Source organism: Streptomyces sp. DSM 118878 (assembly GCF_052936595.1).
Map to the genome: position 1 here is coordinate 1,226,817 of NZ_CP193622.1, position 13,695 is coordinate 1,240,511.

A 13,695-nucleotide genomic window follows, 5' to 3' on the forward strand; every position below is an offset into this window, starting at 1 on the left:
GAACCCAGACCGTGCGCTGGGCGAGGCGGCCGAGGTCGGAGTTGGTGTTCATCCGCTGGTCGCCCCTTTCACTGGTCGCAGGTCGATGGCCACCGCAAACTAATGGCTGTGGCCACCGACGTCAAGGGTCGGACCAGTGGCTGTGCGGGGGTGCGGTCAGGCCTCGCGGCTCTCGCCGGCCTGGGTCACGCCGTCGAGCGGCCGCAGGAAGCGGCGTTCGTACCGCTTGATGCACCGCGTGCGGCGCGCCAGTTCGAACGCGTCCTGGCACTCCGGGTCGGACGCGCTGTCCGTGCGGTACCGCTCGTACGCGGCGAGGCTGGGGAACGAGAAGAGGGCGTAGGCGATGTCGCTGTCGCCCTCACTGGGCAGGAAGTAGCCGTGGTGGGTCCCGCCGAAGCGGTTGACGAGTCCCACCCAGCGGCGGCCGTACTCCTCGAAGTCCTCGATCCTGTCGGCGTCGATCTCATATGTCAGGTGAACGGTGATCATGCCTACATCATGCGGCGGGACGCTTCACGTTCGACGTCTTCGGCAGCCTCGTCGCACCCGCCGCCGCGAGGAGGCAGAAGCCGAGCACCCACCAGAAGGTGTCGGCGAACGCCTGGGGGACGTCCTGGCCATGGGCGGTGAGGCGGCTCTGGAGGACCACGGCGAGCACCGCCGTGCCGAGTGAACCGCCCACCGTGTTCAGCAGGTTGAGCGCTCCCGAGGCGCGAGGGAGCTGGGCGGGCTCGATGCGGCTGTAGACGATGTTCATGACCGGCGCGCCGATCATGGCCATGCCGACGCCCCGTACGGTGAGCGCCACGGCGATCAACGCGTCCGGGGGTTCGTGGCCGAGCTGGGTGAACGGGATCGTGCCCAGGAGGATCAGGCCGATGCCGGTGACCACCAGGGTGCGCGGGGCGACCTTGTCGATCGTGCGGTTGACCAGGACCGACCCGGCCGCCGCCCCCACCCCCTGCGGGGCCAGGAGCAGCCCGGCCTCGAACGCCGACAGGCCGCGGCCCGTCTGGAAGTACAGCGGCAGCAGGAACATCGTGCCGAACACCGACGCGCCCAGTACGAGCAGCGCGAGCGCGGCGGCGCCGAACGGCGGCCGGGTGAAGAGGCGGGGGTCGACCAGCGGTGTGCCGCGGGTACGCAGGCCGTGGACGGTGAACCCGGCCAGCATCGCCACGCCCGCGACGATGCCGACCGTGGCCGGCAGGGTGCCGCCGTGCGAGACCTCGGTCAGCCCGTAGACCAGTACGGCGAGGCCGGGTGAGAGCAGCGCCGCCCCGCGCAGGTCGAACGCCGTGCGCTCGGCGGCGGGCGGTACGTCCGGCACATGGCGGCGGGCGAGCAGGACCGCGGCCGCGCCGATCGGCAGGTTGACCAGGAACAGCCACGGCCAGGGCGCCATGCCGAGGATGGAGCCGCCGGCCAGTGGGCCGAGGACCGGTGACAGGAGCGGGACGACCGCGACGACGCTGATCACCCGGCCGGTGCGGCCGGGCCCGGCGACACGGGCGAGCAGCGCCTGACCGGTCGCGGGGAGCAGTCCGCCGCCGAGGCCCTGGATCACCCGGAACACGATCAGGCTGGGCGCCGACCAGGCCAGCGCGCACAGCACCGAGCCGAGCAGGAACACCCCGATGGCGGCGAGCCAGGTCCGCCGGCCGCCGAACCGCCCGGCGAGCCAGCCGGACGCGGGCACGGTGCCCACGACGGCCAGCAGATAGGCGGTGGACACCCACTGGATCTCGGTGACCGATGCGTCGAACTCCGCGGCCAGGGTGTCGATGCCGACGCTGACGATCGTGGCGTCGATCGTGGCCATGAAGGTGCCGAGCACCAGGATGAACGCGATCCGCAGCAGCCCGGCGTCGACCCGCGCGGGCGGCACCTCCACCGTCTCGTTCGCCGCCTTCTCGCTCATGGACGCTCCAGGAGTGCGGATACGTCGACGTCCAGGTGGCTGCCCAACGTACGGAGTACGTCGAGCAGTTCGTCGGCGAGGCCGTCGATGTCCACCCCGGCGCGGTGGCCGAGTACGCCCGTCCAGCCGTCGCCGTCCGGCATGACCGTCAGGGTCACCGGGTGGTGGGTGGACTCGCGGAAGCGGGTCCCGACGACCGTGAGCCCGGGGGCGGGTTCGCGGAGCCGGTCGGGGTCGACCGGGTAGTTCTCGAAGACCACGAGGCTGTCGAACAGCCTGCGGCGGCCGGTGAGCCGTTCCAGGTCGGTCAGGGCGACGTGGTGGTGCTCGACCAGTGCCTGCTGCCGGGCCTGGAGATCGGCGAGCGTCTCGGCGAGCGTGCCGCTGAGCCGTGCCCGTACGGGCACGGTGTTGGCCAGCAGGCCGATGATCTCCTCGACGCCCGTCACCTCCGGCGGCCGGCAGGCGACCATGGCGCCGAAGCAGACGTCGGTGCGGCCGGAGCGCCGTGCGAGGAGCAGCGACCAGGCGCCCTGGACCAGCGTGTTCCTGGTCAGGCCGTGGAGCGCGGCGAGGTCGGAGAGAGCGTTCACCAGCGCCGCGTCGAACGCGATGAGGGTCGGCTCCTGCCAGGCGGGGCCCACGTCACCGCCGTTCGGGCCGCCGGTGAGGTAGTCGCCTTCGGGCAGGCCGTCCAGCTCGGCGGCCCACACGTCGAGGTCCGGCTCGTGCTCGGAGCGTCGGCGCAGATAGTCGGCGAACGGTACGGGCGCGGGCAGGCGGGGCTCCTCGTCCCGGACGCGCGCGGTGTAGAGGGCGAACAGTTCGGTGAGGATGCGCGGGGCCGACCAGCCGTCGGACAGTACGTGATGGGTGGTCAGGACCAGGTCGGCGAGGCCCGGTTCGCGCCGGATGACGGTCAGGCGGACGAGCGGGCCCTCGGCGAGGTCGAACGGCTCGGCCAGGTCGGCCGCGAGTACCTCGTCGGGGGGCCCGTCGGACACCCGGCAGTCGGGGCGCGCCGATGCGGGGATCACCGCGAGGTCCGCGGGGAAGACGGCGCCCAGGTTCGGGTGCCGGGCCAGGAGGTCGGCGCCCGCGGCGTGCAGGGCGTCGACGTCGAGATCTCCCGCGAGGGTGAACGTCGACTGGACGGTGTACGGGTCGGGGCGCTCGGTGCGCGAGTGCCGCAGCATCACCTCCTGGAGCGGGGTGAGCGGCTGCACCTCGGCGATCGGGCGGCCTCCCCCGAGGCCCTTGATCTCCGGTGCGGCGGCGACGCCTTGCGCGGCGGTGCGCAGGTGCTCGGCCAGTTCCTCGACCTCCTCGGCGGTGAACAGCGCGGACGGCCAGGTGATCCGGATGCCGAGCGCGTCGTCGCGCACCAGGGCGTTGATCATCAGGGCGTGCGGCAGCGGCAGTCCGTCGGTGCCGCCGGAGCCGAGCGGGTCGGCGTCCGGCGGTGCCTGCCACGCCGTCTCCTTCGCCGGGGCGCCGGGGAACTGCCCGAGGTAGTTCCAGGCGACCTCCGGCCGCACGGGGTCGAGGAGGTGTGCCGAGGTGAGGATGCCGTGGCCGAGGCCGTCGCCCTGGGCCCGCAGCCGCTCCCTGACCGCCGGGATGTCGTCGCCCGCGTCGAGCCGTACGGGGTGGACGGCGGTGAACCAGCCGACCGTCTGGGAGAGGTCGACCTGCGGCGGCCTGCCGTGGCTCTCCAGCGCGACCAGGAGCTCCGGGGTGCCGCGCCAGTCGCGTACCGCCCGGGCGAGTGCGGTGAGCAATACGGCGTCCGGGGTGGTGCGGTGGGCGGCGGGCAGGGTCGTGATCAGGGCGCGGGTCGCTTCGGCGTCGAGCCAGATCTCGTGGTGCGCGGCGGTGGCCACCGTGTCGCGTGCGGGGTCCAGTTCCTCGGTGAGCGCCGGGGTGGCGGTCATCCGCCGCCAGTGCGGCAGTTCGGCGCGCCGGTCGGCGTCGCGCAGGGAGCGCGCCCAGCCGACGAACGACTGGCCGTGCCGGGTCAGCGGGCCGCCGGAGTGGGCGTGCTCCACGTCGTCGAGCAGTACGCGCCAGGAGACTCCGTCGACCACCAGGTGGTGGGCGATCAGGACGAGCCTGCCCGGACGCTGCGGCCCGGCGTCCACCCACAGGGCGCGCAGCAGCGGCCCGGTGCGCGGGTCCATCGACGCGCGGACGTCGGCGATGTGCGACGCGATCTGGGTACGCGGGTCGTCCGTGGCCGGTACGCGGGTCAGGATCTCGGCGGCGGTCACGGCGCCGACCGGCGGGACCCGCAGCACGTCGCCGGAGAGGTGGGCCCGCAGCATGTCGTGGCGGGCGAGGACGGCGTCGAGCACGGCCCGCCAGGTCGACTCGTCGCCGCCCGGCGGGACGCAGACCTCCACCCACTGGCAGAAGCCGTCGGCGGCGGTGCCCGCGCGGCGCAGCAGGTCGCGCATGACCGGGGTCAACGGCGCGTCGCCGGTCGCGGGTGCCGTGCCGCCGTCCAGGGTGCGGGCCCGGGCGGCGATGCCCGCGACCGTCTCGCCCTCGAAGACGTCCCGCGCGCTCAGGCCGAGCCCTCGGCGACGGGCCCGCGAGACCACTTGCAGCGACACGATGCTGTCGCCGCCGATGGAGAAGAACGCGTCGTCGGGGCCGATGTCATCGGTGCCGAGGACGTCACGGAAGACGCCGAGCAGCACGGCCTCGGCCTCGGTGGCCGGTTCGCGCCGGGCGGCGGCGGTGGTCTCCGGGGCGGGCAGGGCGCTCTGGTCGAGCTTGCCGCCGGGGGTGAGCGGCAGCCGGTCGATGGGCACGAGCACGGTCGGCACCATGTGGTCCGGCAGCTCTCCCGCCAGGTATTCGCGCACCTGGGCGGTGTCCAGGTCGGCGCCGTCGGTCGGGATGACGTACCCGACGAGCCGGTCGTCCCGGACGATCACCGCGCCGGCGCGGACGTCGGGGTGGCGGGTCAGTGTGGACTCGATCTCGCCCAGCTCGACGCGGAAGCCGCGGATCTTGACCTGGTGGTCCACGCGGCCGAGGAAGACGAGCTGTCCGTCGGGCCGCCTGCGCACCAGGTCGCCGGTGCGGTACATCCGCTCCCCCGGCGTGCCGAAGGGGTCGGCGACGAACGCCGACGCGGTCAGTCCCGGGCGGCCGAGGTAGCCGCGGGCCACGCTGGGTCCGCCGAGGTACAGCTCGCCCGTGACGCCGGTGCCGACCGGCTGGAGTCCGCCGTCGAGCACATAGGCGCGGACGTTGGGGTCGGGGCGGCCGATCGGCAGGGGTCCGGGGTCCGCCGGGTCGTAGTGCCAGGTCACGGCGTTGATGGTGACTTCGGTGGGGCCGTAGGCGTTGAAGAGGGCCTTGCGGCCCGTTCCCCAGCGGCGCGCCAGCTCGGGGTCGAGCCGCTCGGCGCCGACGACGAAGAACACCTCGGGGTCGACCGTGCGGTCGTCGGGCATGGCGGCCAGGAACGACGGCAGCAGGTTCACGCCGGTCACCCGGTGCTCGGTGATGTAGTCGAGCAGCTCGTCGCCGGGCACGCGCACCTCCTCCGGGGCGATCACGGACGTGCCGCCGGAGAGCAGCGGCACCATGGTCTGCCAGAACGCCACGTCGAAGCTGGTCGAGGCGAAGTGCAGGTACCGGTCGTGCTCGGTGACCCCGACGACCTCTTCCTGGAGCGCGATCAGGTCGGGCACGCCGCGGTGGGTCACGCCGACGCCCTTGGGGTGCCCGGTGGTGCCGGAGGTGTAGATGACGTACGCGAGCGCGTCGTCGGTGAGCCTGGCGCGTGCCTCGGCCGGGTCGGTGTCGGGCATCGACGCCAGCGTGGCGGGGTCGTCGAGCCGCAGTACGGGGACGTCGCGGACGCAGGGGACGTCGGCGCCGGTCGTCACGGCGGCCGCCGGGACGATGTCGTCGAGCATGTACGCGAGGCGTTCGCGCGGATAGGCCGCGTCCATCGGCACATACACCGCGCCCGCCTTGGCCACGGCGAACAGGGCCACGGTCATCTCGATGTCACGCCCCAGCAGGACCGCCACCGGGTCCTGCGGCCGTACTCCGCGCCGGATCAGCGCGTGGGCGAGCCGGTTGGCCTGCCGGTCCAGCTCCTCGTAGGTGAGGCTGCGGTCGCGGCAGACCAGGGCTTCGGCGTCGGGCTTGTGCCGGACCCAGGCGGCGAACTCCTCCAGCCAGGGGCCGCGGTCCTTGGCCGCGACGATCTCGGTGCCGGTGCGCAGCACGCGCTCCCGCTCGGCGGGGTCGAGCGCGGGCAGCCGGAGCGCCGGCCGCGCCGGGTCCTCGACGATCTCCCGGAGGAGGTTGACCAGCCAGCGGCCGTAGTCCTCCACGGTCGACCGGGCGAACGCGCGCGGCTGGTGGCCGAGGCCGATGGTGATCTCGTCGTCGGGGATGACGATGACGGTCAGGGCGTAGTGCGTGGCGTCGGTGATGTCCACGCCGGTCAGGTCGAGTCCGGGGGCGAGCGGGGTGCGCTTCCTGCTGGACAGCGGGAAGTTCTCCATCACCAGCATGGTGTCGAAGAGTTCGCCGACGCCCAGGGCGCGCTGGATCTCGGGCAGGCCGATGTGGTGGTGGTCGGCGAGCGCCACGCTCTCTGCGTGCACGTCCGCGAGCAGGTCACGGACCGTCCGGTCGGGGGTGTGGCGCACGCGCACCGGGATGGTGGTGCCGAGCTGGCCGATCATCGACTCGACGCCCCCGACCTCGGCGGGCCGTCCGGACACCGGGCAGCCGAACACGACGTCACGGCGCCCCGTGAGCCTGCCGAGCAGCAGGCCCCAGGCCGTCTGGAACACCGTGGTCAGGGTGACGCCCCGCTCGCGGGCGAACGAGCGCAGCCGGTCACTGAACTCCTGCCCGAGCCCGACGCTCACGCGGCCCGGCCGCTCGACGCCGGTCCCGGTGCTCGCGGGCGCGAGGCGTGTCGCCTCGTCGACCCCGGCCAGGGTCTCGCGCCAGGCGTCCAGTGACACCTTGGGGTCCCGGTCCGCGAGCCAGCGGAAGTACTCGGAGAGCGGCGGGGCGGTGGGAGCGGCGGGGCCGCCGCTCAGCTCGGCGTAGATCGCGAGCAGGGTGCGGCCGACCAGCGGCATCGACCAGCCGTCGAGCAGGGCGTGGTGGTTGGTGATGACCAGCTTGTGCTCGGCCGGGCCGACGCGGGAGAGCAGGAAGCGGATCAGCGGGGGCCGTGCCGGGTCGAAGGGGCGCTCCAGCTCGGCGCGGACGGCGTCCTCGAACCGGTCGTCCCGCGTGAAGTCCAGGGCGACGTCGGCGGGGATCACCTGCACCACGTCGTCCCCGGCCTGGGCCAGGTACACGCGCAGGGCGGGGTGGCGGCGCAGGAGTTCACGCGCGGCCTCGGCCATCCGCTCCGGCACGAGTTCGCCGACGAGGGTCGTCACGGCCTGGACGACGTAGACGTCGGTGTCGAGGTCGTCGCGGACCAGGGTGTGGAAGGAGAGGCCCACCTGGAGCGGCGTGGCGGGCAGGACGTCGGCGACGCGGCCGACACCTTCGGTGCGTTCGAGTACGTCGATGGCGGCCTGGTCGAGGTCGACCAGCGGCAGGTCGGAGGGGGTGAGTCCGCCCGAGGTGTGCAGCGCGTGCTCGGCCAGCGCGTCCAGCGCCCCGGCCCAGGCCGCCTGCAACGCCTCGACGGCCTCGGCGCCGAAGACCTCGGTCGCGGCCGTCCACTCGACGGCGAGCCGGGGCGCGCCCTCCTCGTGGACGAAGCAGTTGAGGGCGAGGACCTGCTCCAGGGCCTTGGCGTCCGGCTCGGTCACCGCGAAGGCGTCCCGCTCCGGCAGGCGCCACCCGGCCGCGGAGAGCGGGGCGAAGCGGCCCAGGTAGTTCAGCAGCACATCCGGTGCCGGTACCTCCCTGAACTCGTCGTCGACGGCGGGGTCGAGGCAGCGCAGGACTCCGTAGCCGATGCCGCCGTCGGGGACGGCGCGCCGGGCCTCCTTGGCGGCGCGCAGGACGCGCCCGACGTCACCCGCGGCCTCCACGCGCACCGGGTACTCGCTGGTGAACCAGCCGACCGTGCGGGCCAGATCGAGGTGTTCGCGGCCGTGGCCCTCCATGGTGACGGTCATCGCGTCGCCGTCCACGCCGTTCACGCCGTGCTCGCGCAGGGCGAGTACGAGCGCGGCGAGGAGCACCTCGTCGACGCCGGCACGGTAGGCCGCGGGCAGGGTGGTCAGCAGCGCTTCGGTGACCTCGGGCGAGGCGACGGTGACCGAGCGGTGGGCCGTGGCGACCGTGTCCCGCGCCGGGTCGAGGTGCCGGGCACCGATGCGGGTGGCGGAGGCGAGCGCGGTGCGCCAGTGGCCGAGTTCGCCCTGCCGCGCGCCGGTACGGCCCTGCTCGTCGAGGAGCCGCGCGTGGCGCCGCCAGGAGGCGCCGGCCGGATCGAGGGTGCCGCCCGTGCAGGCCGTGTGCAGGTCGGGCAGGAGGACGCGCCAGGACACGCCGTCCATGGCGAGGTGGTGCACGACGACGACGAGCCGGTCGGGCTCGCCCTCGCCGGTGCGGACCAGGGCCACCCGCAGCAGGTCTCCCGTACGCGGATCGAGTTCACCGGCCAGGCTCCGGGCGAGCGGCGCCACGTCGGCCGCGCGGACCTCGCGTACGTCGGCCGGTACGGTGCCGCGCGGCAGCACCTCCAGGCCGTCGGCCACGCGGAGCCGCAGGGCGTCGTGGTGGTCCAGTACCGTCCGTACGCCCGACGCCAGGTCGGCCACGGCGAGGTCGTCGACGCGCAGGGCGGTCCACTGCGCGTATCCGGCGATGGTGTCGACGTCCGGGTGCGGGTCGAGCAGGCCGCGCACGATCGGCGGCACGGGCACGGGCCCGGTGGCGTCGTCCACCTGGCGCGGGGTGTTCTCCACCGGCTTCGCGGCAGCGGCCAGGGCGGCGAAACTGCGGCGGGCGAGGAGGTCCCGGGGACGCAGCTCGATGCCCTTGGCGCGCAGGCGGCTGCTGATGGTGATGGCGGTGATGCTGTCGCCGCCCAGGGCGAAGAAGTCGTCGTCCACACCGACCCGGTCGGCCTCGAAGACCTCGGCGAGGACCGCGCAGAGCAGCCGTTCGTTGTCGGTGCTCGGCTCGCGGCCGCCGCCGGACGACGCGGGCGCGGGCAGGGCGGCGCGGTCGAGCTTGCCGTTGGTCGTGACGGGGAGTTCGTCGAGGACCACCACGGCCGCGGGGACCATGTGGTCCGGCAGCCGCTCGGCGAGCCTTGCGCGCACCGCGTCCGCGGTGACCGAGGCGGAGACGACGTAGCCGACGAGACGGTTCGCGCGCACGGCCGCGGCCGCGGAGGTGACTCCGGGCACCGCGCCGAGCGCGGCCTCGACCTCGCCGGTCTCCACGCGGTGACCGCGGATCTTGACCTGGCCGTCGCCGCGGCCCAGGTACTCCAGGCCGCGCCCCGGCACCCAGCGGCCGAGGTCGCCGGTGCGGTACATGCGGGCTCCGGGCGCGCCGAACGGGTCGGCGACGAAGCGCTCGGCGCTCGCCCCCGGCCGGCCGAGGTAGCCGCGGGCCAGGTGGGGCCCGGCGAGGTACAGCTCGCCTGCGGTGCCGTGCGGGACCGGCTGGAGGGCGCTGTCCAGGAGGCGGACGCCGGTGCCCGCGAGGGGGCGGCCGATGGTCGGCTCCTCGCCCTCGACGCGCGCGACGGTGCTGGTCACGGTGGCCTCGGTGGGCCCGTACATGTTGCGGGCGTTGAGGCCCGCCTCGGTGATCCGCCGCCAGAGCGCGGGCGGGGTGGCCTCGCCGCCCAGGACGAGGAGCTGGGGCCGCCGGTCGGCGAGGCCGTTGTCGATGAGGCCGTTGTCGATGAGCGGGGCGGCCATCGACGGTGTGGTGTCGACGACGTCGATGCCGTCGCGGACGTACGCGGCGAGCAGGTCGTCGGCGTCGCGGGCGGTCTCGGCGTCGTACACGTGGAGTTCGTGGCCGCAGAGCAGCCAGATGAGGTGCTCGAAGGCCGAGTCGAAGGCGAAGGAGTAGGTGTGCGAGGCGCGCAGGCGCCGGCCTGCGGTCCGCTCGACCTCGGCGACGACCGTGGAGCGCTGGTGGTGCAGGAGCGCGGCGAGACCGCCGACCCGGCCGAGCACGCCCTTGGGGCGCCCGGTCGAACCGGAGGTGTGGATCACGTAGGCGAGGTGTTCGGGGTGGCGGGGCGCGGCGAGGTCGGCGGCTTCGAGGGGCGCGCCGGAGAGCGCGGCGGCCTCGTCGAGCAGGGTGGCCCACGGGAGCCCGTCGACCGTGCCGTCGGTCAGGACCAGCGCGGGGCGGGTGTCCGCGATCAGCTCGCGCAGCCGCTCCCGCGGGTGCGCGGCGTCCAGCGGCAGGAACGCGGCACCCGCGTCCATCACCGCGAGGAGGGCGACGACGGCGTCGGCCGAGCGGGGCAGCGCGAGGGCCACCACGTCGTCGGGCCCGATCCCGCGGGCCCGCAGCGCACGGGCGAGCCGGTGCACGCGGTCCGCCAGTTCCCCGGCGGTGAGCCGCTCGTCGCCGAAGACCAGGGCGGTGCGCCCGGGGTCCGCGGCGGCCATCGCGTCGAAGGCGGTCGGCACGTCGACCGGGGTGCCCGGCAGGGCGGGCGGCGTCCAGTCGGCGAGGATGCGGGACGCGTCCTCGGCCAGGGCGATCCGCCCCACCGGCAGCCCGTCGGTGAGCCCGGTGAGCAGGGCCCGCAGACCGGCGAGCTTGGCGTCGACCGCGGCCTGGTCGCTGGTCCTCGCGTCGACCTCGAAGCCGAACAGGAGGCCGCCGTCGCGGGTGGGCAGGACGCTCAGACCCATGTCCTCCGGCGGGCCGCCCGCGACGTTGCGCATCACGCCGGTGGCGCCCGCGAAGTCGAGGGTGAGGTCGAACGCCTTGAGGTTGATGCCGCGGCCGTGCAGCAGGGCGCCCGCGCCGGGCACGCCGAGGTCGCGCGGCAGGTCCTCGCCGCGGTAGCGCTGGTGGTCGCGCATCTCACGCATGGCGTCGGCGACGCGCCTGCTCAGCACCGCGAGGCCGTCCCCGGGGCGCACGGTGACCCGCAGGGGCAGCACGTTGACCGCCATGGCGGGGGTGCGCAGCTCGGTGGAGCCCGTGCGGCACATCAGCGGCAGCGCGAAGACCACGTCGGTGCCGCCGAGGACGCGGTGGAGGAACGCGGCGTATCCGGCGATCAGCGCCTCGCCCCAGGTGACACCCTCGCGGTCGGCGAACTCGCGCAGCCGCGCCGTCTCCTCGGGCGGAAGTACGGCGCGGGCGGTCAGCGTGCGGTCGGGCGGGCCCGCGGCCGTGTCGGTGCCGGTGTCGCCGAGCTCGGGGAGCGGGGTGAACCGCTCGACCCAGTAGGCGCGGTCCTCGGCGAAGCGGTCGCTCCGGCGGTACTCCTGGTCCGCGGCGACGAGGGCGGCGAAGCCGCCGAAGGTGGCGGGCCGGGGCTCGGTGCCCCGCACGAGCGCCGTGTAGCGGGCGGCGGTGCGGCGGGCGAGCATCGCGGCGGTGTAGCCGTCGAAGACCAGGTGGTGGCCGAGCTGGGTGTACCAGACCTCGCGGTCGGAGAGCTTGATGACGGTGCGTGCGTACAGCGGCCGGTCCACCATGTCCCGGCACGCCTCGCCCGCCCGTGCCCGCTCGGCGTCGACGAACGCGTGGGCCGAGGCGCGTGGGTCGTCCTCGCCGCTGAGGTCGACGACCCGGGGCGGTGCGACCGGCTCGTCGCCGACCCGCTGGCGCGGCCCGTCCGGGGTCTCGTACACCCGCAGGCGCAGCGTCTCGGCCTCCTCGGTGGTGGCCCGTACGGCCTCCACCAGCGCGTCGACGTCGACCGGCGAGCCGCCTTCGCCGCCGTCACCGCTGCCGCCGCTCTCGCCGCCGGATATCTCGATCACGTCGCCGACCACGTAGTACGGCGAGTCCGGTTCGAGGCGTTGGGCGTTCCAGATGCCCTGCTGGGCGCTGGTCAGGGCGAGCAGTCCGTCCGAGGACACGCCTGTGGTGCTCAAGTCACTCTCCTTGCAGGGTGGGGACGACCATCGGCGTGTCCGTCACCGGGTCGGGGACGATGATGCTCGGCAGGTCGAACACGTCCTTGATCAGCGCGGCGTCCACCACGTCGGTGGGGTCGCCCTCGGCGACGATCCGGCCGCCCTTCATGGCCACCAGGTGGTCGGCGAAGCGGCACGCCTGGTTGATGTCGTGCAGGACGGCGATCACGGTGCGGCCCTCGTCGCGCAACTTCGCGAGCAGGCCGAGCAGTTGGTACTGGTGGGTGATGTCCAGGAACGACGTCGGCTCGTCGAGCAGCAGGTAGGGCGTCTGCTGGGCGAGGACCATGGCCATCCACACCCGCTGCCGCTGGCCGCCGGACAGCTCCTGCACGGGCCGGTCGCCGAGGTCGGCGACGCCCGCGGCGGCCATCGCCCCGGTGACGGCCTCCTCGTCGGCCGCCGACCACAGGGCCAGCATCGACTGGTGGGGGAAGCGTCCGCGGCCCACCAGTTGGCGGACCTTGATGTCGTCGGGCGCCAGCGGGTCCTGCGGCAGGAAGCCGAGCTGCTTGGCCAGCTCCTTGGCCGGGTAGCCGCCGACCTCGCGGCCGTCCAGCTCCACCTGCCCCGAGGCGGGGCGCAGCAGGCGTACCAGCGCGCGCAACAGGGTGGACTTCCCGCAGGCGTTGGGGCCCACGATGGCGGTGAACGCGCCGTCCGGCACATCCAGGCTCAGCCGTGTGGACACCACCCGGTCTCCGTAGCGCAGGGTGATGTCCCGCGCGGTCAGGCGTGCGCTCACGCGCGCCTCACCTCCTTGGTCAGCAGCCAGATCAGGTAACAGCCGCCGATCGCGGTGCTCACCACGCCGACGGGGAGCGCGACGGGGGCGAGCAGCATCTGGGCGATCAGGTCGGCTCCTTGGAGCAGCACCGCGCCGGTCAGCGCGGCGGGCAGCAGCGGTACGCCGGCGGCGCCCGCGAGCCTGCGGCCGATCTGCGGGGCGGCGAGGGCGACGAACACGATGGGTCCGGTCACGGCGGTCACCGTGGCCGTGCAGCCGACGCCGATGAGGACCATGAGCAGCCGCAGCCGGTCCAGGCGGACCCCGGTGGACGAGGCGACCGCGTCGCCGAGCGCCGCCTGGTGCATGGCGTGCGCCTGGGTGGCCATGACGACGAGGAGCACGCCGATGACCGAGAACGGGATGCCGAGGTCGTCCCAGCCGACGCCGTTGAGCGAGCCCGCGCTCCAGCCGACGGCGGCGATCGCCACCTCCAGTTCGGCGCGGAGCACGATCCAGGAGTTGACGGCGGTCACCATCGCGTTGACCGCGATGCCGATGACCACCAGGCGAAGGCCGGAGAAGCCCTTGTCGAACGAGAGCAGGTAGATCGTGGCGGCCACGACGAGTCCGCCGAGGACCGAGCCGACGGCCAGTTGGGCGGAGGTGCCCGACAGTACGGTGATGGCGACCAGGGCGCCGGAGTAGGCGCCGGCGTCGAGGCCGATGACGTCCGGGCTGCCCATCGGGTTGCGGGTCAGGTTCTGGAAGACGGCCCCCGCGACGCCGAGCGCGGCGCCGAAGACCAGGGCGGCGAGGACCCGCGGCAGCCGCCAGTCCTGGATGACCACGGAGGGGTCGGAGCCGGTGAGCGCGGCGAACACCTCGCCGGGGCTCGACCAGGAGGCGCCGTAGCAGAGCCCGAGCAGGCCGAGGCCCAGCATCAGGGTGGC

General features: G+C 74.2%; 5 protein-coding genes. All 5 read right to left on the minus strand.

The window, feature by feature from the left end:
• Nucleotides 1–156 precede the first annotated feature (156 nt).
• Genes ACRAKF_RS05160 through ACRAKF_RS05180 form a run of 5 tightly spaced genes read right to left on the minus strand, consistent with a single transcriptional unit; the run spans nt 157 to nt 13,686 of the window.
• Nucleotides 157–492, minus strand: a complete 336-nt coding sequence (locus ACRAKF_RS05160; protein ID WP_447035619.1) for an NIPSNAP family protein — start codon at nt 490–492, stop codon at nt 157–159.
• 7 nt (nt 493–499) lie between these two features.
• Complete coding sequence (locus ACRAKF_RS05165; RefSeq protein ID WP_447035621.1) at nt 500–1,924, minus strand: MDR family MFS transporter; 1,425 nt, start codon at nt 1,922–1,924, stop codon at nt 500–502.
• On the minus strand, nt 1,921–11,973 hold the full coding sequence (locus tag ACRAKF_RS05170) for an amino acid adenylation domain-containing protein (RefSeq protein WP_447035622.1): 10,053 nt from the start codon (nt 11,971–11,973) through the stop codon (nt 1,921–1,923). The genes ACRAKF_RS05165 and ACRAKF_RS05170 overlap by 4 nt, the downstream gene beginning before the upstream one ends.
• 1 nt (nt 11,974) lies before the next feature.
• Nucleotides 11,975–12,760: an ABC transporter ATP-binding protein gene (locus tag ACRAKF_RS05175; protein WP_447035623.1), complete on the minus strand. Its 786-nt coding sequence runs from the start codon at nt 12,758–12,760 to the stop codon at nt 11,975–11,977.
• Nucleotides 12,757–13,686, minus strand: coding sequence for a FecCD family ABC transporter permease (locus ACRAKF_RS05180; RefSeq protein ID WP_447041818.1), 930 nt, complete (start codon nt 13,684–13,686; stop codon nt 12,757–12,759). Before ACRAKF_RS05180 ends, ACRAKF_RS05175 begins: the two co-directional genes overlap by 4 nt.
• Between the last annotated feature and the right edge of the window lie 9 nt (nt 13,687–13,695).